Source organism: Streptomyces sp. NBC_00557 (assembly GCF_036345995.1).
Taxonomy (GTDB): Bacteria; Actinomycetota; Actinomycetes; order Streptomycetales; family Streptomycetaceae; genus Streptomyces.
In genome coordinates this window covers 4,425,911-4,447,486 of the sequence record NZ_CP107796.1, presented here as the reverse complement: position 1 = coordinate 4,447,486, position 21,576 = coordinate 4,425,911, and the positions used below count along the sequence as shown (strand labels likewise).

Below are 21,576 nucleotides of genomic sequence, written 5' to 3'. Positions count from 1 at the left end.
GGTGTACGTACACATCATGCACACACGCGTCCGCCGCTGGACCTAGGACCAGCCTCGGGCGGAGGCCCGATGCGGCCCGCGAACGGCGCAGACTAGCGTTTCCGGTGTGCTGAACAGTCCTTCCCCCACCGCCCTCGCCGCTTCCGGGCATGCTGAGGGGGTGAGCAACGACGAGTTCCGGGCCGCGATGTCCCGACTGGCCGCCGGAGTGGTCCTGGTGACCGCCCAGGAGCCGCCGCTGGACCCGGACGACCCGGACGCGCCGGGCACGGAGGACGTCGGCATGACCGCCACCGCCTTCCTGTCCGTCTCCCTGGACCCGCCGCTGGTCCTCGTGAGCCTGCGCACGGGCGCCCGCATGGACGACCTGCTCGACGAGCAGCCCCTGTGGGCGGTGTCGGTCCTCGCCGAGAGCCAGCGGCACATCGCCGGCCGCTTCGCCATGAAGGGCCGCATCAGCGACCGCCTGCTCTTCGAGGACATCCCCTACGTCCGCGGCGAGGTCACCGGCGCCCCGCTGGTGGGCGGGGCGCTGGCCACGCTCGAGTGCCGCACCGAGCAGCGGGTGACGGCCGGCGACCATACCCTCGTCATCGGCCGCGTCCTGACCGCGCGGGTACCGAGCGCGGAGGGCGGCCCGCTGCTGTACTTCCGGGGCCGCTACCGGCAGTTGGGCTGAGCCCCGCGCCCGGCCGGCGCGGGGCGGCCGGGCTACACCGGCTCGACGGTCAGCTCGGCCAGCTCCTCGGGGTCCGTCACCGCGTCGATGGACGTGATGCGGTCGGCGACGAAGGTGAACGTCAGCGCCCGCTCCAGGCGGCCCTGCACGTACACCACGAGCCCCGTCGCGCCGTCGACCAGCGCCGGCTGCGCCACCCGCGTCACGGCGGCGTAGCGCTTGGCGCCGGCGGCGACCTGCGCGGCACCGACGGTCACACCCGCCTCGCCGCGCGCCACCACGTCGGGGTCGAGCACCTCCAGCAGCCCGTCGAAGTCGCCCTCGCGCGCGGCCGCCAGGAAGGCCTCGACCACCTCCCGCTGCCGTACGAGATCGGTTTCGGGCGCGCCCGCGCCCCGCACCCGCCGCCGCGCCCGGCTGGCCAGCTGCCGCGCCGCGGCCGGGCTGCGCCCGAGCTGGTCGGCGATCTCCTCGAACGGCACCCCGAACAGGTCGTGCAGCACGAACGCCAGCCGCTCGGCCGGCGAGAGCGTGTCCAGGACGACCAGGAGGGCCAGCCCGACCGAGTCCGCGAGCACGGCGTCCTGCGCCGGGTCCGGCTCGGCGGAGGGACCCGGCCGCCAGGTGTCCAACGGCTCCTCGCCCCGTGACCGGCGGGAGCGGAGCATGTCGAGGCAGACCCGCCCGACGACCGTCGTCAGCCAGCCGCCGAGGTTGCCGACCTCGCTGGTGTCGGTCCTGCTCAGCCGGAACCACGCCTCCTGCACCGCGTCCTCGGCCTCCGCGGCCGAGCCCAGCATCCGGTAGGCGACGCCCCGCAGATGCGTCCGGTACGCCTCGAACCGCTCGGCGAGAAACGCGTCGTCACGGTGGTGCTGCTCATGCTCACTCATCGGGCTGCCCGGCCTCTTCCGTCCGTCGTCGCGGGTCTTCCACCTCACTGACGAACCGCGGAGCACGGATGTGACGCCGGAGGTGCCTTCCGTGGTGGCGGCCACACCCTGAAGGGCACACCCGGCCGGGGATCACCCCCAGTCGCGGCCCGAGCGGCCGCGCTTGGTCTCCGAGCGCTGCTTCTTCTCCCGCAGCCTGCGTTCGTTGATGCCGCGCGGGATCCGGGTGGGTCTGCGCGGCTTCGGCGGGGGCGCGCTCGCCTCCGCGAGGAGGGCCGCGAGGCGTACGGCGGCGGCCTCGCGGTTGCGCCACTGCGAGCGGTGCTCGGAGGCCCGCACGGACACCACGCCGTCGACGAGCCGGCCCGCCAGCCGCTTCAGCGCCCGCTCCTTCCACACCGGCGGCAGCGCCTCGGTGCGGGCGAGGTCGAAGCGCAGCTCCACGGCCGAGTCGCTGGTGTTGACGTGCTGTCCGCCGGGCCCGGACGACCTGGAGAAACGCCACACCAGCTCGGCCTCGGGGAGCGAGACGGAGCCGCGGATGACGTAAGGACCGGACATGCGTCCCATGTTCCCGGTCCCGGCCTGTCCCCGTCACCTGGATTTCCCGGCCGCGTCCTTCCGCCCGGCGGGAAGGACGCTCGGTAAAAAAGGTAAAGGGATCCGGAACCGCGGGGACCCCCCTCGACGTTCTTCGTGGTGACGGTAGCTTCAACGGCACTGCACCACCCATATCCAAGGGAAGGGACTCCCAACATGGCTGTAAGCCTGTCCAAGGGCGGCAACGTCTCGCTCACCAAGGAGGCTCCGGGCCTGACCGCCGTCACCGTGGGCCTCGGCTGGGACGTCCGCACCACCACCGGCACGGACTTCGACCTGGACGCCTCCGCCATCGCGGTGAACGCCCAGGGCAAGGTCTACTCGGACGCGCACTTCGTGTTCTTCAACAACAAGCAGACCCCGGACAACACCATCGTCCACACCGGCGACAACCGCACGGGCGAGGGCGCGGGCGACGACGAGGCGATCAACGTCAACCTGGCCGCGCTCCCGGCCGACATCGACAAGGTCGTCTTCCCGGTCTCCATCTACGACGCCGAGAACCGCGGCCAGAACTTCGGCCAGGTCCGCAACGCCTACATCCGCATCGTCAACCAGGCCGGCGGCGCCGAGATCGCCCGTTACGACCTCTCCGAGGACGCCGCCACCGAGACGGCCATGGTCTTCGGCGAGCTGTACCGCAACGGCGCGGAGTGGAAGTTCCGCGCGGTGGGCCAGGGTTACGCCTCGGGCCTGGTCGGCATCGCCCAGGACTTCGGCGTCAACGTCTGACGGACGCCGGACCCTGCACCGGGCTCCGGCCGCTTGTGTGAGGGCGCCCGGGCACCGGACGCGGGGCCGAACCCCCTGCCGCGGCGCCTCTGTCGGGGAGCCTCTGTCGCGGCGCCTCTGTATGCGGCCCTTCTCCACCGGGTCTGCGGTGTGGTGCCTCTGGTCGCGGGGAGCGGCGGTCTCCGGCCGCCGTCGGCCGCGGCCGGAGGCCCGGCGCCGCTGTGCGTCCGCCTGCGGGCCGGGACACGCGCGGGTTCCCGGCGGCGGAAAACCGGGAGTGGGCGGCGCCTCGGCGGGGTTAGCGTGCCCGGGTGATCCTGGAACCCCTTCCCGCCGACCGGGAGTTGCCGCCCGCGCTGCTGGCCGAGCTGACCGCGCTCTACGCGTCCAACCGCGAGTTCCACCGGCTCAGCGGCGACTTTCCCGACCCGGACGACATTCGCCCCGAGCAGGTCGCGACCGCGCTGGCCGGGGACCTGGCCGTGCCGGGCGCCGAGGTGCTGCTCGCCCGCACGGAGGACGGACGCCTCGTCGGCCTCGCCTGCACGCTCGCCCACCACCCCGACCCCGCCGACCCGGATCCGTGGATCGGGCTGCTGATGGTGGACGCGGCCGAGCACGGCAAGGGCCACGGCCGGGCCATCGCCGGGCTCGTCGAGGACCGCTTCCGCGCCCAGGGCCGGCGCAGCGCGGTACGGCTCGCCGTGCTCGAGAACAACCCCAAGGCCCTCGCCTTCTGGACCGCCCTCGGTTACGAGGTCGTCGGCCACCGCCCCGACCGCGCCCTCGGCCGCCCCTGCGCCGTGCTGCGCAAGGTGCTGGGCGACCCGCAGCGCACGCCGAGGCAGGCCGCCCGGACCGCCGTGGTGGCCCCGGACGGCACGGTGCTTCTGCTCCGGTACGACAACGTGGAGGTCGGCGTCCACTGGGCGCTGCCCGGCGGTGGCCTGGAGCCCGGCGAGTCCCCGCGCGAGGCCGCCCTGCGGGAGCTGGCCGAGGAGACCGGCTGGACGGACCTGGAGCCGGGCCCGCTGCTGTGCACGTGGGAACACGACTTCACCCACTCGGGCACGCGCGTCCGCCAGCACGAGCACGTCTACGTCGCCCGCGGTCCGCGCCGGGACCCGGCCGGCCCCCACCTCGCCGCCGCGCACACCGCCGACGGCATCCTCACCTGGCGCTGGTGGACCCGGCGCGAACTGGCCGAGCAGCCCGAACCGGTGTGGCCGCCGGGTCTCGCCGGGCTGCTGGACGCGTGGCAGGGCTGAGCGGGCGGTGGACTGGACGACACTGGCCGGCACGGGCCTCGGCGCCGTCGTCGGTGTCGGCGCGACGCTGCTCGCCGACCGGGTGCGGTGGCGGCGCGAGACCGGCGAGCGGGACCGGCGCGAGCGGCGGGACCTCTACGTCACCTGCCTGACCCGGTACCGGCTGGCGTACGAGGACAGGCACACGGCCGCCCTGGCCCACCGGGACGGCCACGCCGGCCGCCCGGACGCCGCCGTACGGGACGCCTTCCGCGCCTCCGGCTGCGACGAGGTCCGCGAGACCGTGCTGCTGTGCGCCCCGCAGGAGACGACGGCCGTCATGGAGGACGTGTACACCACCCTGCGCGAGCTGCTGGAGGTGTTCGCGGCGGGCGATCCGGCGCCGGACACACCGCGGTTCCAGGAGCACCGGCTCCGGCACGCGCAGGCCGTCCGGGCGGCCCGCGCCGCGATGCGGGACGCCCTGGAGCGCGGCGCCTAGAAGACACCGCTCCGGTCACGGACGGGCCGGCCTGCCGTCTCCGTACAGCCAGTCCTTCCAGATCTCGGTGAAGTCCTGGTGCGGGGCCTTCTTCTGCACGTACGCCGTGAAGTCCGCGGTGCTCGCGCTGCCGTGGCGGTGGGCGGCGGCCCAGCCCTGGATGATGTCGTAGAAGGTGTCGTCGCCGACCTTCTGCCGGATCTTCTGCAGGACCATCGCGCCGCGCTGGTAGACGGGGCCGTCGGAGATGTGCGCGGCGCTCGACGGCTTCGCGGGCGGGAAGGCCCAGATGGCCTTGTCCTTCCCGTTGTAGTAGTCCATGAAGGTCTGCTGGCAGCTCTCGCCGCCGTGGTCCTCCCACCACAGCCACTCCGCGTAGGTGGCGAAGCCCTCGTTGAGCCACATGTCCTGCCAGGACTTCGGGGTGACCGAGTCGCCGTACCACTGGTGGGCGAGTTCGTGCACGAGGGTGCCGGTGTCCGGGGCGCCGGGGAAGACGGGCCGGTTCTGGGTCTCCAGGGCGTAGCCGGAGTCGTCGGGTCGGTCGACGATCGCGCCGGTGGAGGAGAAGGGGTACGGGCCGAAGTTGGTCTCCTCCCACTTGACGACCTCGGGGAGCTGCGCGAGCACCTTCTCGCTCGCCTTCGCCTGGGTGGGGTCGACGGCGGTGAGGATCGGCAGCCCGTGCGGGCCGGTGCCGCGGGTGAGGCGGAAGCGGCCGACGGCGACGGTGGCGAGGTAGGTCGCCATGGGCTGGGCGACGTGCCAGTGGAACGCCGTACGGCCGTCCCGGGTGGACTGGTCCGCCAACTCGCCGTTGGACACGGCCTGCAGGCCTTCGGGGACGGTCACCGTGATGTCGTAGGACGCCTTGTCCCCGGGGTGGTCGTCGCTCGGGAACCAGGCCATGGAGCCGACGGGTTCGCCGAGGCCGAGGGCGCCGTCGGCGGTGGGCAGCCAGCCCTCCTGCGAGCCGTCGGGGTCGGTGAGGGTGTGCGGGACGCCCGAGTAGCGCACGGTGGTGCGGAAGGTCTCGCCCTTGCGGAGGTCGTCGTGCGGGCGGACGGTGAGTTCCTGGCCGGCCCGGTTGAAGCGGGCCTTCCGGCCTTCCACGGTGACCGAGTCGACGTGCAGCCCGGCGAGGTCCAGGTCGAAGGCGGACAGGTCCTGGGTGGCGCGGGCGGTGATGACGGCCGTGCCGGTGAGCCGGCGGGTGACGGGGGCGTAGTCGAGAGCGAGGTCGTAGTGCCCGACGTCGTAGCCGCCGTTGCCGGCCTTCGGGAAGTACGGGTCGTGTACGCCGGATCCGCCGGGGGTGCCGCGGACACCGCCGTCGCACGCGGCGGCGGTGAGGGCGAGGAGCGCCGCGACGGCCGGGACAAGGCGTACGGATCTGGACATGTCAGTGATCTTAAGTGCCGTGGTTCCGGGTGATCACCGGGTCTGGTCCTCGGGTCCGGGGCCGCCCCTTGGGCGTGACACCATCTCTTCCGTGCTCGACATCGGCTACGCCCTCTCCAACCGGTTCCCGGACCCCCCGCAGACCGACTACCGCCGCGCGGACGTCCACGCGCTGCGGCACGACCTGTTCTGCGGTGACGTGTACCTCGCGGACACCGAGGCGGACCGGGAGCTGTCCACGGCCTGGGGATGGGTGCCGGTGCTGGACTTCGCGTGGGCGCTGTGCGACATCGTGGAGCGGCTGGACCGGGATCCGATGGGTTCCCGCGCCGCCCGGCCGCAGCGGGCGGAGCTGGACTTCACCGAGTCCACCGACCGGATGCTGTTCGAGCGCCGCTTCGGCTGGGTGGACATCAGCGCCGACTGGGTGCCGGCCGAGGAGTCCCCGCTGAGCTTCTCCCACGCCGAACTGCGCCGCGAGGCCCGCGACTTCCTGCACGACCTGATCGCCGACCTGACCGACCTCCACGAGGACCTCGCGGAGAACCCGGCGATCTGGACCCTCCAGGCCCGCTTCCCCAGGATTCCCTGAGCCCTCCTACTCCACCCGGATCCCCATCTCCGCCGCCAGCACCGGTGCCAGGTCCAGCAGTTGCGCGGTGCTGATCACCGACCCCGACAGCCGGTCCAGGCCCCGGACGATCTCCAGCGGCGCGGCCCCGCGCAGGTCCACGTCCTTCAGCGTCGCGCTGCCGAAGTCGGCCTCTCTCAGCGCGCAGTCGACGAACTCCACCCGCTCCAGGGTGGCGCCCGCGAAGTCCGGCTCCACCAGCACGCACGACTCGAAGACGACGTCCTTCAGGCGGGCCTCGCGCAGATTGGGATAGTCGATCTTGCCGCCGCGGACCACGACCCGCTCCAGGACCGCGCCGTGCAACTGGGCGCCGCCCAGCCGGGCGTCGATCAGCTCGACGTCCCGGAGGGTGGACTCGGCGAGATGCGTGCCCACCCCGCGCAGCCCGCTGAGCACCGAGTCGAGCACTCTGGCCCGGCCCAGCGCCGTACCGTCCACCAGGCAGCCGGTCAGCGCGCAGTCCATGAAGCGGGCGCCCCCGCCGTCCTGCCCCGTCAGGTCGGCGCCCTGGAACTCCAGCCCGTCATAGTCCCCGTCCGGCGCCAGTCCGCCGCCGGACCAGGGCTCCAGCGGCGGCAGCCGCAGCTCCGGCCGGCGCGCGCCCTTCACCCCTGCCCGGCCCGCCGCACGGCCGTCCGTCGCTCTCCTCGCCATGCCCTCATGCTGCACCCCGCCACTGACAATGCCCCTGGCCTGGGCAGGCCCGGGTGATGTCACATTCCGGCCGGGCGAACCGTCGTATGCGTGGAACGAGGTGACGACCCGAGGGGGAGAGTCCGTCCCATGCACCGCAGTACCGGTCCGTGCTTGACCTCAAGCGGACTTGAGGTCGGAGGGTGGGCGCGATGAGCCGGTCGTCCGCCAGGGGGTTCGCCATGCACGCCGTCCGTCTGTACGCCTTCGGGCCCGCCGAGAACCTGACGTACGAGCAGGTCGAGGACCCGGTCCCCGGCCCGGGCCAGGTGCGGATCGCGGTCGCCGCGGCCGGGGTGCACCTGCTCGACGCCGCGCTGCGCGCCGGCCACCGGGGCCCGCTGCCCGAGTTGCCCGCCCTGCCGACCGTGCCCGGCCGGGAGGTCGCCGGAGTGGTGGACGCGCTCGGTGACGGCGCCGACGAGCTGTGGTTCGGCAAGCGGGTCGTCGCCCACCTCGGCTTCGCGCCCGGAGGGTACGCCGAACGGGCCGTCGCCTCCGTCGACCGGGTCCACGAGATCCCGGCGAACCTGGACTTCGCCGCGGCCGTCGCCATGATCGGCACGGGCCGCACGGCGCTCGGGATCGTGGGGTTCGCCGAGCCGGGACCGGACGACGTGGTGGTCGTGCCGGCCGCCGCCGGAGGCATCGGCACCCTGCTCGTCCAGTACGCCCGGAACGCCGGCGCCACCGTGATCGGGCTCGCGGGCGGCCCCGCCAAGACCGCCCGCGTCCGGGCGAACGGCGCCGACCTCGCCGTCGACTACACCGACGGCTCCTGGCCCGCGAAGGTCCGCGCCCACCTCGGGGGCAGGCCGGCCACGCTCGTCTACGACGGCGTCGGCGGCGAGGCGGCCCGGCAGGCCGTCGCCCTGCTCGGACCCGGCGGGCGGCACCTGGTCTTCGGCTGGTCCGCCGAAGGGATCAGTGAGGGCCGGGGGTACGCCGTCGAGGGCCTGTCGGAGTCCGTCCTCGGCCCGGAGATGCTCCGCAGGGCCGGCGGCCTGCGCGCACTCGAACTGCGCGCGCTCGCCGAGGCCGCCCACGGCCGGCTGCGTCCGGCCGTCACCCGCTTCCCGCTCGCGGAGGCGGCCGCCGCGCACCGCGCGCTCGAGAACCGCGGCACGATCGGAAAGGTGGTACTGGAACCATGACGAACAGGCCGATAACCGGCCAATATCCGACAGATAACACTGGACCTGATCAGCACGACAAAACCGCCGACGGGGGTGCACTACGCCCCGATTCGTGGTCTTCTGGCCAGATGAGTACCGGCCGAACGGGCGACGCCGGCGCCCCCGCACACGACGCCGGACACACCCCCGAGGGAACGGATCCGCACCGCTGGTGGGCCCTGGTCGTCATCGCGCTCGCCCAGCTGATGGTCGTCCTCGACGCGACCATCGTGAACATCGCGCTCCCCTCCGCCCAGCACGCCCTGCACATGTCCGACGGCAACCGGCAGTGGGTGATCACCGCCTACACCCTCGCCTTCGGCGGCCTGCTGCTGCTCGGCGGCCGCATCGCCGACCTCGTCGGTCGCAAACGCACCTTCGTCTTCGGGCTCGTCGGCTTCGCCGTCGCCTCCGCCCTCGGCGGCGCCGCCACCAGCTCCGGCATGCTCTTCGGCGCCCGCGCCCTCCAGGGCGTCTTCGCCGCCGTCCTCGCGCCGTCCGCGCTCTCCCTGCTGACCACGACCTTCACCGACCCGCGCGAACGCGGCAAGGCCTTCGGCATCTACGGCGCCCTCGCCGGCAGCGGCTCGGCGATCGGCTTCATCGTCGGCGGACTGCTCACCGAGTACCTGAACTGGCGCTGGTGCCTCTACGTCAACGTGCCCATCGCCGTCCTCGCCGTCGTCGGCGCCTTCGCCCTGCTCCACGACCGCCCGGGCCACCGCGAGGCCCGCCTCGACGTCCCCGGCGCCGCACTCGGCTGCGGCGGCCTGGTCTCCCTCGTCTACGGCTTCAGCGAGGCCCAGCCGCGCGGCTGGAGCGACCCCCTGGTGCTCGCCCTCTTCGCCGCCGGCGTCGCCCTGCTCGCCGCGTTCGTGTGGTGGCAGAACCGCGCCCCGAGCCCCCTGCTGCCGCTGCACATCCTCGAGGACCGCAACCGCGCCGGCTGCTTCCTGACGATGATGCTCGCGACGATCGGCATGTTCGGCCTGTTCCTGTTCATGACCTACTACCTGCAGGTCATCCTCGGCTACTCCCCGGTCAAAACCGGTCTCGCCTATCTGCCGCTGACCGCCGCGATCATCACCGGCTCCACCCAGATCTCCGCCCGGCTGCTGCACCACGTGGCCCCGCGCACGCTCATGGCCCCCGGCATGGCCCTCGCCGCCGGCGGCATGCTGCTCCTCACCCGCATGACGGTCCACTCCTCCTACCCCACCGAGATCCTGCCCGCCCTGCTCCTGATGGGGCTCGGCATGGGCCTGACCTTCATGCCCGTGTTCGCCACCGCCACCGCGGGCGTCGCCCCGCGCGACTCCGGCGTGACCTCCGCGACCGTCAACACCTCGCAGCAGGTGGGCGGTTCCATCGGCACGGCGCTGCTCAACACCATCGCCACCACCAGCAGCACCGCCTACATCACCGCCCATCTGCGCAGCCCCGCCCAGAAGGCCACGGTGATCCCGGCGGGCGTCGTGCACGGCTACACGGTCGCCATCGGCTGGGCGGCCGCCGTCATGCTGCTGGCCGGCCTGGTCGCCGCCGTCATGGTGACGGCCAGGGCGCCGAAGCACGGAACGGCCGCGAAACCGCCGGTCGTGGAGTCAGTGGGCTGAGCCCAGCGCCGCGAGCGCCCCGTCCGTCAGCCGGTACACCGTCCACTCGTCCTGCGGACGGGCGCCCAGCGCCTCGTAGAAGCCGATCGCGGGCCGGTTCCAGTCCAGCACCGACCACTCCAGCCGGCCGTACCCGCGCTCCACGCAGATCCGCGCCAGCTCGGTCAGCAGCGCCCGCCCGTGCCCGCCGCCGCGCGCGGCCGGGCGGACGTACAGATCCTCCAGGTAAATACCGTGCACCCCGCGCCAGGTCGAGAAGTTCAGGAACCACAGCGCGAACCCGACCGGCTCACCGCTCGCGTCGTCCACCGCCACGTGCGCGAACGCCGCCGGCCGCTCGCCGAACAGCGCCTCGGCGAGCTGCTCCTCGCTCGCCCTCGCCTTCTCCGGGGCCTTCTCGTACGCGGCCAGCTCACGGATCATGGCGTGGATGGCGGGGATGTCGTCTGCAGTCGCGGCACGGATCATGCCGGGAGGCTAACCCGGCCCGGCGCGGCCCGTCAGTGCCGTCCCGCCACCCGGTCCGCCGCCCGCGCCAGCCGCGACGACTCCGTGCCCGGCCGCAGCCGTTCCCGCTGGTCGGCCGCGCGATAGGTGGCGTACATGCCGTGCACGCCCAGCCAGCGGAAGGGCTCCGGCTCCCACTTGCGGACCTTGTGGTTCACCCAGGGCAGGTCGGTCAGCTCGGTCCGGCCGCCCTGGCCGGAGTCCCGCTGGACCAGGTCGCGCAGGGTGCGGGCGGCCAGGTTGGCGGTGGCGACACCCGAACCGACATAGCCGCCGGCCCAGCCGAGCCCGGTGGAGCGGTCGAGGGTCACCGTGGCACACCAGTCGCGCGGCACGCCCAGCACTCCCGACCAGGCGTGCGCCACCCGCACACCGGCCAGCGAGGGGAAGAAGCGGGTCAGGATCTCGTGCAGGGCCTCGATCGTCGCCGGCTGCGTGCGGCCGTCGTTGTCGGTGCGGGACCCGAAGCGGTACGGCACACCCCGGCCGCCGAGCGCGATCCGGCCGTCGGCGGTGCGCTGGGCGTACATGTAGGCGTGGGCCATGTCACCGAGGGTCTCGCGGCCCTCCCAGCCGATGGACGCCCACTGCTCCTCGGTCAGCGGCTCGGTGGCGATCATGGAGGAGTTCATGGGCAGCCAGGTCCGCCGCTGCCCCTTCAGGGAAGCGGTGAAGCCCTCCGTGCAGCGCAGGACGTAGGGGGCGCGGACGGTGCCGTACGGGGTGACGGCGTGCTTGGGGCGGATCTCGGTCACCGGAGTCGCTTCGTGGATGGTGACGCCGAGGGCCTCCACGGCCGCCGCCAGGCCCTTGACCAGCTTGGCGGGGTGCAGGCGGGCACCGTGCGGGGTCCAGGTGGAGCCGACCGCGTCCGCGACCCGGATCCGCTCGGCGGTCTCCCGCGCCCCGTACAGCTCCCGGTCCTTCTCGCCGTACGACAGCTCGTGCTCGTGGAAGGCCTTCAGCCGGGCCAACTGGGCCGGAGTGGTGGCCACTTCGAGCACGCCGCCCCGGTGCACGCCGGCGTCGATGCCCTCGGCCTCGGTGACCGCGACGACCTCGGCGACGGTGTCGTTCATCGCCTTCTGCAGCCGTACGGCCGCCTCGCGGCCGTGCAGCCGGGCATAGCGGTCGCGGCCCGCGATGCCGTTGTAGAGCCAGCCGCCGTTGCGGCCGGAGGCGCCGTAGCCGCAGAACTTCTGCTCCAGGACGGTGATGCGCAGGAAGGGGGCGGCCTTCTTCAGGTAGTACGCCGTCCACAGACCGGTGTAGCCGCCGCCGACGATCACGACGTCGGCGGTCGCGTCCCCGGGCAGCGGCTCCCGCACCGCCGGAAGGCCGTCGTCCGCGTACCAGAAGGAGATCCCGCCGTTGACGGCGCCGCTTGCCGAGCTGCTCATGGCCGGGACGTTAACCCCTCAAAGCCTCCAGTGTCTCCTTCGGATTCCATGCTTTTCCGCGGCCTCTCGTCAGCGGATAACAGGCGAGGCCGATCAGCACGGAGACGAAATGACCGAGTTCGGTGAAGGTGCGGCCCTCGGCCAGAGGCAGCGCGAAGACGACCAGGACCACCAGCAGATACACATAGCGCCAGGGCGCCGCGATCCGGTAGGTGAGGACGCCGACGACACCGGCCAGCGCGTAACTCACCCCGATGTCCAGGGTGTTGACCGCCGAGTGCGGGGCCATGCCGTCCCGGATCGCCTTCAGCAGGGCGCCCTCGCTGATCAGCGTGGCGAGCACGTGCGCGCAGGCGCACACACCGAGCCAGCGGGCGGTGCCGAGCCAGCGTTCGGCGGGCGCGTGGAACACCGTGTACAGCAGGACGTACGGCAGCCAGTGCCCGCTGTCGATCCACATCGCGCTGGAGATGAGCACCCGCACCGGGTTGTGGGACAACTCGTGGATGTTGGTGGACCGCTGCCGCAGGAAGTGCTGCTCGAACTCCGGTGACATCTGGTGCAGCGCGACGGTCGTGACGAACAGCACCAGGAGCCACACATAGGTGCCCGGGGCACTGCGGATGTACGCCCATACGCCGCCGAAGTCCCGGTTGATTCCCATGAGCCGATTCACGCATGCCAGTATCGTCCGGCCCGTGATCGACATTCCCGGCGAGCTGGCCCAGGCCCAGGAGAGGTACAACGGCGCGGCGGGGCGGGCGTTCGTCGCGGCCCTGCCGGGTCTCGCGGCCGCCTTCCTGGACCACTGGCGGCTGCGGCTCGACGGGCCGTCGATGAACGGCGTGAGCGCGCTGGTCCTGCCGGTCGTCCGCGCCGACGGCACACCCGCCGTCCTCAAGCTGCAGCTGCCGGACGAGGAGAGCGAGGGCGAACCGGTCGCGCTGCGGGCGTGGGACGGCGACGGCGCCGTACGCCTCCTCGACCACGATCCGGCGACCGGCACCATGTTGCTGGAGCGCCTGGACGCCTCGCGGATGCTGTCCGCCGTGGCCGACACCCGTGCGGCGGTGGTCGTCATCGCACGGCTGCTGGCCCACCTGACGTCCTTCCCGGCGCCGCCCGGGATGCGCCGGCTCGGTGACATCGCCGCGGCCATGCTGGAGCGGACACCGTGGGCGCTCAAGCGCATACCCGACCCGGCGACCCGCCGCACGGTCGCCGACTGCGCGGCCGCCGTGCGCGAGGTCGCAGGCGAGCCCGGCGACCGGCTGCTCCACTGGGATCTGCACTTCGAGAACGTGCTGGCCGCCGACCGCGCCGACTGGCTGGCCATCGACCCCAAGCCGCTCGCGGGCGACCCCGGATTCGAGCTGTGGCCGGCACTGGACAACCGGTTCGAGGCGGCCGAGGTCCGCCGGCGCTTCGACGCGATGACGGAGATCCTCGGCCTGGACCGGGACCGTGCCCTGGCGTGGACGCTGGGCCGGCTGCTGCAGAACGTCCTGTGGGACGTGAAGGACGGCCGGCCCGTCGGGGAACGCGGGCTGGAACTGGCACGCCGCCTCCGCACCGGATGCTGACCAAGCCCTGACCTGCGCAGACTCCCGGATCAGCGGCACTTTTCCCGGGCACTACAGGCGGACGACGATCAGCGCGATGTCGTCGTGCCCGCCGCTGCTGACGCCGAGACGCGAGAGCAGCACGTCGGCCAGGTGGTCGGGGCCGAGCCGCGCGTTGCCGGCGAGGGTGGCGGTGAGCCGGTGCAGGCCGGCGTCGATGTCCTCGTCACGGCGCTCGACGAGCCCGTCGGTGTAGAGGACGAGGGTGTCGCCGGGCGCGTAGGCGACGGCGGCCTGGGGGCGCGGGACGTGGTGCGGGCGGGCGCCCAGCGGCGGGTCGGTGGCCTGGTCGAGCAGGATGAAGGTGCCGTCGGGGCGGACCAGGACGGGCGGCAGGTGACCGGCGCTGCTGTAGGTGATGTGCCGGCCGCGCGGGGAGACGACCGCCTTGACCGCGGTGGTGGCCAGGGCCCCTTGGACCGACCGGGCGTACAGACCCAGCACCTCCATCGCCCTGGCCGGCTCGCACAGGGCGCGCACGGCGGCGGACAGGGCGCTGCGCAGCATGCCCATGGCGGCGGCCGCCTCCAGGCCGTGGCCGACCACGTCACCCACCGCGACCGCGTAGGCGCCGTCGGGCAGGTCCACCACGTCGTACCAGTCACCGCACACGTTCAGCCCCTTGGCCGCGGGCAGGTAGCGGACCGCGATGTTCGGATGCTGCGCCAGGTCCGGCGCCTGCATCATCGCCTCCTGGAGGGTCACGGCCACCTTCCGCTCCCGGGCGTGGGCCTGCCGCAGCTGCTCGTTCACGATCTGCAGCTCCCGCGCCCGCGCGTACAGCTCGGCCTCCATGGCCTCCCGCTCGCTCAGCGCCCGGCCCTCCCGGGAGCGGGCGGTGTGGGACAGCACGAAGTCGGTGACGTCCTCGACCCGGTGGATGATCCAGGCCACCTCGCCGCCGGGCCCGAGCACCGGGGTGTTGGCCGGGGACCACCAGCGCTCCTCGAACTCCCCGGGACGGCCGGGCACCGGGATGTCGTACTTCTGCACCGCCATGGTGTCCGGCTCCTTCGAGCGCAGCACCCGGTGCAGGGAGGTGCTCAGGTTCCGCACCCCGTCGGCGTGCGGATCGGCCGGATTGTCCGGGAACGCATCGAAGAGGTAGCGCCCGATCAGCTCCTCCGCCGTGCGGCCGGTCGCCCGGCAGTAGGCGCCGTTCACGTCGAGGATCACGAGATCGGGGCCCAGGACCAGGTACGGGCTGGGAGTGGCGGCGAACAGCGCGCGGTAGTCGATCGGCGGCGTGGTCACAGGCGCTCTCCCGTCCCTCCGGCGGTGCCCTCTCTCCGGTGTCCCACCATGCGGGAGTGATCACCACACGAGACACGCCGAGAAACCCGCCCACGAAGACGGCCCCGGACGAGAATCCGGGGCCGGGAGAACGTCCCACCGAGAAGAACCCCAGGTGGGAGCGGTTTTTCAGAGCCCCCTGTCGGAGTCGAACCGACGACCTCGAGATTACAAGTCACGCGCTCTAGCCAACTGAGCTAAGGGGGCGCCACGCACTACCACGCCGTACGCGAAGGCGGCACCACTGTACACAGCCCCCTTCCCCCTAGCCACGAACTTCCGGGCTCCGTGCGTCCGAAAAACTGTGCGTAACCAGCCGTGCACCCGTTCGTTGATCGGTCTGACGTGCTGTTCCGAAGGTCGGATCGTCGGGGGAGGGTCCATGGAGAAGGTTGCGGTGAAGCCGGAGCCGATGGCGGAGCGGGGCGGCGATGCCGAGCACATCAAGCGCGAGGTGCTCGGCATCGCCGGCCGCCGCAAGCACCACACGCGCAGGGCGAGCCGGCTGCAGTCGCACGCCAAGGACCCCGAAGCCCATCACCGCCTGTACCGGTTCCGCTTCTATCCGACCGAGGAGCAGGCCGAGCAGTTGGAGCGGACGTTCGGTGCGTGTCGGTGGGTCTACAACGAGGGGTTGGCGCTGCGTTCCGATGCGTGGGAGCGGTATCGGGTGCATGTGGGGTTCGCGGAGACGTGTCGGGCTCTGACGGGGTGGAAGCGGGCGGAAGGGAAGGAGTGGCTCAACGACGTTTCCTCCGTCACGCTTCAACAGTCTCTGCGCCACCTCGACCAGGCCTACCAGCGGTTCTTCAAGGGACGAGCCAAGTATCCGAAACGAGAGAAGAAGGGTCGGGCGCGGGATTCGGCAACATATAGCCGTAGGGGCTTCAGGTGGGTCGAGGATCCGCAGCAGCCCGGCACTGGGTCGATCACGCTGGCCAAGCAGTCGCAGCCATTGGACATTCGCTGGTCGCGGGCGTTGCCTGGAGGTGTGGTTCCGGTGCGGTTGTCGGTGACGCGTGACCGCGCGGGCCGGTATTTCGTGTCGACGCTGGTCGAGGAGCGCATAGCGCCGCTTCCTGCGGTTTTCGCGCCGGGGACGCGGGAGCCGAAGGCGGTGGGGCTGGATGTGGGGCTGGCGTCTTTGGTCACCCTGGACGACGGTACGAAGTTCGATCATCCGCGATTGTTGAGGCGGTATGCGGAGAAGCTGGCGCGGTTGCAGCGGGAGCTGCACCGGAAGGTGAGGGGCTCGAGGAACCGGAACAAGGTCAGGCAGAAGATCGCGCGTCTGTACGTGCTGATCGGTGACGTGCGCAGGGACATGCTCGACCAGCTGACGACCCGCCTCGTGCGCGAGAACCAAGTGCTCGTGGTGGAGGATCTTTCGGTCGCGAACCTGACGCGTGCGGCTCGTGGCAAGGGACGGCGGAGGAAGGCGAGGCTGAACGAGACGATCTTCGATGCCGGCTGGGGTGAGCTGGTACGGCAGCTGCGGTACAAGTGCGAGTGGTACGGGCGGCAGCTGGTGTTCGTGGACAGGTTCTTCCCTTCGACTCGGCGTTGCTCGGCGTGTCGTGCCTTGGGGCCGAAGATGGACGTATCGGTCAGAGAGTGGACGTGCGCCGCATGCGGTGCGCTGCATGACCGGGATGTGAATGCGGCCGTGAACCTCCGGCAGGAGGGGTTGCGGTTGCTGGCCGCCGCGTAGCCGGCTGCGCGTACGGACCGACGGACCGTCGGCCGCAAAGCCTGCGGAGCCCGTGTAAGACCGGTCAGCGCAGCTCAGTAGAGCTGTATGGGCTGGCAGTGGGTGATGAAACAGGAACCGTCACCTGTGAGGGTGACGCGCTCAGAGCAAAGATCGGGCGTAGGTCAAAGTCGCCTAGGTACTGACAGCTCAGGTGTTCGCAAGGTACCGTCCTGACCCAGTTCACCCGTGTGGACTACACCAACCACCTTCCTACAACGGATCGTCCGGCACGTTCCTGCCGGTAGAAGGGGGCCCATTCACCATGGCCACAGTCACGTTCGACAAGGCGACCCGGATCTACCCGGGTTCCACGAAGCCCGCCGTCGACTCGCTCGACATCGCGATCGAGGACGGTGAGTTCCTCGTCCTGGTCGGCCCGTCGGGTTGCGGAAAGTCCACCTCGCTGCGGATGCTCGCGGGCCTGGAGGACGTCAACGCCGGCGCGATCCGCATCGGTGACCGCGACGTCACGCACCTGCCGCCCAAGGACCGGGACATCGCCATGGTGTTCCAGAACTACGCCCTCTACCCGCACATGACGGTCGCCGACAACATGGGCTTCGCGCTCAAGATCGCCGGCGTCAACAAGGCGGAGATCCGGCAGAAGGTCGAGGAGGCCGCGAAGATCCTCGACCTGACCGAGTACCTGGACCGCAAGCCGAAGGCGCTCTCCGGTGGTCAGCGGCAGCGTGTCGCGATGGGCCGCGCGATCGTGCGTGAGCCGCAGGTGTTCCTCATGGACGAGCCGCTGTCCAACCTGGACGCCAAGCTCCGCGTCTCCACCCGTACGCAGATCGCCTCGCTGCAGCGCCGTCTCGGCATCACCACCGTCTACGTCACCCACGACCAGGTCGAGGCCATGACGATGGGCGACCGGGTGGCCGTGCTCAAGGACGGCATCCTGCAGCAGGTGGACTCGCCGCGGAACATGTACGACAGGCCCGCGAACCTCTTCGTCGCCGGCTTCATCGGCTCCCCGGCGATGAACCTGGTCGAGGTCCCGATCACCGACGGCGGTGTGAAGTTCGGCAACAGCGTGGTGCCGGTCAACCGGGACGCGCTGAAGGCCGCCTCCGACAAGGGCGACCGCACGGTCACGGTCGGTGTCCGGCCCGAGCACTTCGACGTGGTCGAGCACAACGGCGGTGCGGCCGCGTCCCTGACGAAGGACAGCGCGGACGCGCCGGCCGGTCTCGCCGTGTCCGTGAACGTCGTCGAGGAGCTGGGCGCCGACGGCTACGTCTACGGCACCGCGGAGGTCGGCGGCGAGGTCAAGGACCTGGTGGTCCGTGTGAACGGCCGCCAGGTCCCGGAGAAGGGCTCCACGCTGCACGTCGTGCCGCGGCCGGGCGAGATCCACGTGTTCTCCACCTCCTCCGGTGAGCGGCTGTCCGACTGACCGCGTTCACGCCACCGAGCTGCCGTTTCGCGGCGAGGTTGACGAAAAGGGGCCCCGCGGAGTGCCGCGGGGCCCCTTTCGCGTCGTACACGCGCGGGAAATACCCCGGCACAGCGATCATTCCGGGCGGAGCGCGTCAACCCCTTACCCAGAAATCAGCGCCTCTTCATCCCCCGAAGGGGTGACTGAATGTCGCCAAATCATTACCGCGCGCTACCCTCACACGCGTGAAGCACTCCACCACCCCTCAGACGCGACGCGGCCACCGGGGCGGCCCTGCCCGCCGGATCGGCCGCACTCTCGCCCTCGTCCTGCCCGTCGTCCTGGTGCTCTCCGGGACCCTCGCGGTCACCCGGGTCAACTGGACGGGCAGCCCCTCCAGCTCGGTGCTGGCCGCCTCCGACGTCTCCTCGGCGGAGGTCGCCACCAAGACGGTCTCCCAGGCCCCGCAGGACGTGCTCCGCGACCGCCTGATGAGCGAGCTGCAGGACCAGAACCCGGGCGTCGTCCTGACCCACCTCCAGCAGGCGGTCAACGGACACCCCTCGCTGGCCCGGCACTGCTCCGCCATCGCCCGCGCCCTGGGCCAGGCCGCCGTGCGCATCTACGGCGCCTCCCGCGCCCAGTCCTACGCCCGCCCGGTGTGCGACACGGCGTTCGCCTCGGGCGTGCTCGCGGCGCACAGCTGACGGCCGCCGACGGCGCTCCTTCGGGTAACGGCACCCCAAGGAGCGCGCCGTTGCCGGCCGGGCCCGGCGGGGCGCCGCGTACAGTGCGGTCATGACCCATCCCAACGCCGCGTCGCGCCCCACCCAGGCCGTGATCCTGGCCGGGGGCCAGGGCTCCCGGCTGCGTCCCTACACCGACGACCGGCCCAAGCCGATGGTCGAGATCCCCGGCACGGGCACCCCGATCATCGGCCACCAGCTGGCCTGGCTCGCCGAGGAAGGCGTGACCGACGTGGTGGTCTCCTGCGGCCACCTCGCCGAGGTCCTGCAGAAGTGGCTGGACTCCGCCGACCTGCCCGTCTCCGTCACCACCGTCGTGGAGACCGAGCCCCTCGGCCGCGGCGGCGGCCTCAAGTACGCCGCCGCGCATCTCCCCCGCCCCGACCGGCCCTGGTACGCCACCAACGGCGACATCTGGACCCGCTTCTCCCTGCGGGACATGGCCGACTTCCACACCGAGCGGGACGCCACGGCGACCCTGGCGCTCGCCCGGCCGCGCATCCCCTGGGGCGCGGTGAAGACCGACGGGTTCGGGCACATCACCGACTTCATCGAGGCCCCGCCGTCCACGTTCGAGATCAACGCGGGCGTGTACGTCTTCGCGCCGGAGTTCGCCTCGCTGCTGCCGGAGCGGGGGGACCACGAACGGACCACGTTCCCCGGGCTGGCCCGGGAGCGGAGGCTGTTCGGCTTCCCCATTCCGCAGGGGGCGTACTGGCGGGCCATCGACACCGCGAAGGACCTGACGGAGGCGGCGAAGGAGCTGGCCGCGCTGGGGCGGTAGCGGGGCGCGGGTGCGCGTTCGCTGCTCGTGCCGTCCTGCGGGCCCCCCGGTTCCCCGCACACCGGACACGGACACACGAAAGGGCCCCGTACTCGAGGAAGTACGGGGCCCCTTTCGTGTGGAGCCGCCGGCTAGCCGAGCAAGCCGCCCACCAGGCCGGGCTGGCCCGAGGACGAGGAGCCGCCGGAGCCGCTCGTGCCGCCCGAGGACGAGGCGCCGCCGGCCGTGCCGCCGGTGCTGGTCGGGCCGGCCGTCGTGCTGGGGACGCCGCCCGTCGGGGAGGACTGGCGCGGCGGGACCTGGCCCGTGGTGCCCTGGGTCTGGGTGGGCGTCGTGGTCGTGCCGCCGGCGCTGCGCGTGGCGCCCGGGGTCGTCGCCGCGCCGGACGGGCTGGCGCCGGCCGTGGCACCGCCCGTGGGCGACGTGGAGGCCGCCGGGCTCTTGCTGTGCCGCTTGCCGGGGTCCTGCGGGAGCGGGGAGCCCGGCAGGTTGTTGCGGGGGGCCTCGCCGGGTCCGGGGACGACGACGCGGCTGGAGTCGCGTACGGCGCCGCCGAGCAGCGAGCCGACGAGCAGGGTGACGCCGACGGTGAGGGCGGTGAGGAGCGCGCCGCGGCGCAGGACGTAGCGGCGCAGGTCCCAGATGTCGGCGCGGGGGCCGAGGCGGCGCCAGGCCCCGGCGGCGAGACGGCCGTCCACGGAGTAGACGGGGGCGCCCGCGATGATCAGCGGCGACCAGGCGGCCAGGTAGATGATGTCGGGGGCGTCGTACGCGGGGACCGTCTTCCAGCTGACGGTGACGATCAGCGCCGCGGACAGGAGCGCGCCGACGACCGCGGCCACGCGCTGCCAGCAGCCGAGGATGGTCAGCACGCCCACCACCACCTGGAGGAAGGCGATGACGAGGCCGGAGCCGACCGGGTGGTGCAGGGCGAACTGGCGCAGCGGCTCGGCGACGTCCCAGGGGTGCAGGGTGTTGAGCCACTTGACCATGGAGCCGCGCTTGCCGCCGTCGAAGTAGACGGGGTCGCACAGCTTGCCCATGCCGGCGTAGATGGAGATGAAGCCGAGGAAGATGCGGAGCGGGAGGAGGACGACGCCGAGGTTCATCCGGCGGCCGGGGTAGTAGGCGTGCCGGGCCGGGTCGTCCGCGTGGCGGCGGGCGGGGCGCGGGGCGCCGGGGTCGGCGGCGTCCGCGTACGGGTCGTAGCCCTCGTATCCGTCGTCCGTGTAGGGGGGTTGGTCGTAGGCGCCGCCGACCGGGTGCGTGGAAGGCAGCAGCCGGGTGCCGTCGGGGGCGGTGCGCTGGTGGCCGACGAGCGGGGTCCCGACGGTCTGTTCCAGTTCGTCGTAGGTGCGGTCGTAGGTGTCGGCGTAGCCGGTCTCCACGCGCGGGATGACCTGGGTGGCGCCGGCCTCGGGCTCCTCGGTGTGGCGGACGCTGCTGCCCCGCACGGCCTGGAGGAGCCGGTGGGCGCCGGTGTCGTCGGGGGCGGACCTGCCGCTCCACACGACGGGGCGGCGGCGGCCGGCGGCGCCCGCCCGGCCCGCCGTGCCCACGACGGGCATCCGGGCGGAGTCCTGGACGGCGCTCGGATACCGGGCGATCCGCGGGGATCGGGTGCGCGTGGCCGACGACGCGCCCAGCTGCACGCGGAAGCTGGCGTGATTGACGATGACCTGCGCCGGATCGCTCGGCACCTTCACCATGCTCAGCGCGGGAGCGTCGTCGGGTCCGGACTGGAATCCCGACGAGCGGTCCCCCGTGGGTGTGCGGGGTGTTCTGGTGTCCACACTCATCTAACCGAGTGACGTGGAGTTAGGACACTGTTCTGACCGGGCGGATGTGTCCGGACCCCGTCAAACTCGGCCCTAGCGCCATATGGACGCCGAAATTACCCCGCACGGGTGAGGTGTCG

Annotated in this window: 21 protein-coding genes and 1 tRNA gene; 12 read left to right on the top strand and 10 right to left on the bottom strand. The window is 72.2% G+C overall.

Annotated elements, in window-relative coordinates:
• The first annotated feature begins 187 nt into the window (after positions 1-187).
• A complete protein-coding gene (locus OG956_RS19185) occupies positions 188-679 on the top strand; it encodes a flavin reductase family protein (RefSeq protein ID WP_443065685.1) in 492 nt (163 codons plus the stop codon).
• A gap of 32 nt (positions 680-711) precedes the next feature.
• Here the strand turns inward: OG956_RS19185 and OG956_RS19180 are convergent, their stop codons facing one another.
• Together OG956_RS19180 and arfB are read right to left on the bottom strand one after the other, a co-directional pair.
• Positions 712-1,572, bottom strand: a complete 861-nt coding sequence (locus OG956_RS19180; RefSeq protein WP_330339191.1) for a sigma-70 family RNA polymerase sigma factor — start codon at positions 1,570-1,572, stop codon at positions 712-714.
• A 132-nt stretch (positions 1,573-1,704) separates the two neighbouring features.
• On the bottom strand, positions 1,705-2,133 hold the full coding sequence (arfB, locus tag OG956_RS19175) for an alternative ribosome rescue aminoacyl-tRNA hydrolase ArfB (protein WP_330339190.1): 429 nt from the start codon (positions 2,131-2,133) through the stop codon (positions 1,705-1,707).
• Positions 2,134-2,328: 195 nt separating this feature from the next.
• Between arfB and OG956_RS19170 the strand changes: the two genes are divergently transcribed.
• From OG956_RS19170 to OG956_RS19160, 3 genes are all read left to right on the top strand, one after another.
• A complete protein-coding gene (locus OG956_RS19170; protein WP_180330508.1) occupies positions 2,329-2,904 on the top strand; it encodes a TerD family protein in 576 nt (191 codons plus the stop codon).
• A gap of 311 nt (positions 2,905-3,215) precedes the next feature.
• On the top strand, positions 3,216-4,172 hold the full coding sequence (locus tag OG956_RS19165) for a bifunctional GNAT family N-acetyltransferase/NUDIX hydrolase (protein ID WP_330339189.1): 957 nt from the start codon (positions 3,216-3,218) through the stop codon (positions 4,170-4,172).
• Positions 4,173-4,179: 7 nt separating this feature from the next.
• Positions 4,180-4,653, top strand: a complete 474-nt coding sequence (locus OG956_RS19160) for a hypothetical protein (RefSeq protein WP_330339188.1) — start codon at positions 4,180-4,182, stop codon at positions 4,651-4,653.
• Positions 4,654-4,668: 15 nt separating this feature from the next.
• Here the strand turns inward: OG956_RS19160 and OG956_RS19155 are convergent, their stop codons facing one another.
• Positions 4,669-6,054, bottom strand: a complete 1,386-nt coding sequence (locus OG956_RS19155) for a M1 family metallopeptidase (protein WP_330339187.1) — start codon at positions 6,052-6,054, stop codon at positions 4,669-4,671.
• A gap of 91 nt (positions 6,055-6,145) precedes the next feature.
• Here OG956_RS19155 and OG956_RS19150 point away from each other — a divergent pair, with 91 nt between their 5' ends.
• Positions 6,146-6,646: a hypothetical protein gene (locus OG956_RS19150; RefSeq protein WP_330339186.1), complete on the top strand. Its 501-nt coding sequence runs from the start codon at positions 6,146-6,148 to the stop codon at positions 6,644-6,646.
• A 6-nt stretch (positions 6,647-6,652) separates the two neighbouring features.
• Here OG956_RS19150 and OG956_RS19145 read toward each other — a convergent pair whose 3' ends face one another.
• Positions 6,653-7,342: a pentapeptide repeat-containing protein gene (locus OG956_RS19145; protein ID WP_330339185.1), complete on the bottom strand. Its 690-nt coding sequence runs from the start codon at positions 7,340-7,342 to the stop codon at positions 6,653-6,655.
• A gap of 221 nt (positions 7,343-7,563) precedes the next feature.
• On the opposite strand from OG956_RS19145, the gene OG956_RS19140 reads away from it, so the two are divergent.
• Positions 7,564-8,535, top strand: coding sequence for a zinc-binding dehydrogenase (locus tag OG956_RS19140; protein ID WP_330342885.1), 972 nt, complete (start codon positions 7,564-7,566; stop codon positions 8,533-8,535).
• Between the two features lie 110 nt (positions 8,536-8,645).
• Positions 8,646-10,172, top strand: coding sequence for an MFS transporter (locus OG956_RS19135; protein ID WP_330339184.1), 1,527 nt, complete (start codon positions 8,646-8,648; stop codon positions 10,170-10,172).
• On the opposite strand, the gene OG956_RS19130 is transcribed toward OG956_RS19135, so the two are convergent.
• From OG956_RS19130 to OG956_RS19120, 3 genes are read right to left on the bottom strand one after another with little or no spacing between them, the layout of a single operon-like run.
• Positions 10,161-10,640 carry a GNAT family N-acetyltransferase gene (locus OG956_RS19130; protein WP_330339183.1) on the bottom strand — a complete coding sequence of 160 codons (480 nt, stop codon included), beginning with the start codon at positions 10,638-10,640 and terminating at the stop codon, positions 10,161-10,163. The two genes, OG956_RS19135 and OG956_RS19130, sit on opposite strands and share 12 nt — an antisense overlap.
• A 32-nt stretch (positions 10,641-10,672) precedes the next feature.
• On the bottom strand, positions 10,673-12,079 hold the full coding sequence (locus tag OG956_RS19125) for an NAD(P)/FAD-dependent oxidoreductase (RefSeq protein WP_330339182.1): 1,407 nt from the start codon (positions 12,077-12,079) through the stop codon (positions 10,673-10,675).
• A 10-nt stretch (positions 12,080-12,089) separates the two neighbouring features.
• The gene (locus tag OG956_RS19120; RefSeq protein WP_330342884.1) at positions 12,090-12,743 is read right to left on the bottom strand and encodes a rhomboid-like protein; all 654 of its coding nucleotides are present in this window, start codon (positions 12,741-12,743) and stop codon (positions 12,090-12,092) included.
• Here OG956_RS19120 and OG956_RS19115 point away from each other — a divergent pair.
• Positions 12,742-13,662, top strand: coding sequence for an aminoglycoside phosphotransferase family protein (locus tag OG956_RS19115; RefSeq protein ID WP_330339181.1), 921 nt, complete (start codon positions 12,742-12,744; stop codon positions 13,660-13,662). The genes OG956_RS19120 and OG956_RS19115 overlap by 2 nt on opposite strands.
• A 51-nt stretch (positions 13,663-13,713) precedes the next feature.
• Here the strand turns inward: OG956_RS19115 and OG956_RS19110 are convergent, their stop codons facing one another.
• Together OG956_RS19110 and OG956_RS19105 are read right to left on the bottom strand one after the other, a co-directional pair.
• A complete protein-coding gene (locus tag OG956_RS19110) occupies positions 13,714-14,955 on the bottom strand; it encodes a SpoIIE family protein phosphatase (protein ID WP_330339180.1) in 1,242 nt (413 codons plus the stop codon).
• 172 nt (positions 14,956-15,127) lie between these two features.
• Positions 15,128-15,201: transfer RNA gene (locus tag OG956_RS19105), tRNA-Thr, on the bottom strand.
• 175 nt (positions 15,202-15,376) lie between these two features.
• Between OG956_RS19105 and OG956_RS19100 the strand changes: the two genes are divergently transcribed.
• From OG956_RS19100 to OG956_RS19085, 4 genes are all read left to right on the top strand, one after another.
• Entirely contained in the window at positions 15,377-16,705 is a 1,329-nt protein-coding gene (locus OG956_RS19100) for an RNA-guided endonuclease InsQ/TnpB family protein (protein ID WP_330339179.1), read from the top strand.
• Positions 16,706-17,009: 304 nt separating this feature from the next.
• Positions 17,010-18,146 (top strand): ABC transporter ATP-binding protein, encoded by a 1,137-nt coding sequence (locus tag OG956_RS19095; RefSeq protein ID WP_330339178.1) that lies wholly within the window; start codon positions 17,010-17,012, stop codon positions 18,144-18,146.
• Between the two features lie 227 nt (positions 18,147-18,373).
• The gene (locus OG956_RS19090; RefSeq protein WP_330339177.1) at positions 18,374-18,835 is read left to right on the top strand and encodes a hypothetical protein; all 462 of its coding nucleotides are present in this window, start codon (positions 18,374-18,376) and stop codon (positions 18,833-18,835) included.
• 91 nt (positions 18,836-18,926) lie between these two features.
• Positions 18,927-19,658, top strand: a complete 732-nt coding sequence (locus OG956_RS19085) for a nucleotidyltransferase family protein (protein ID WP_330339176.1) — start codon at positions 18,927-18,929, stop codon at positions 19,656-19,658.
• Positions 19,659-19,789: 131 nt separating this feature from the next.
• Here OG956_RS19085 and OG956_RS19080 read toward each other — a convergent pair whose 3' ends face one another.
• Positions 19,790-21,457, bottom strand: coding sequence for a DoxX family protein (locus OG956_RS19080; RefSeq protein ID WP_330339175.1), 1,668 nt, complete (start codon positions 21,455-21,457; stop codon positions 19,790-19,792).
• Between the last annotated feature and the right edge of the window lie 119 nt (positions 21,458-21,576).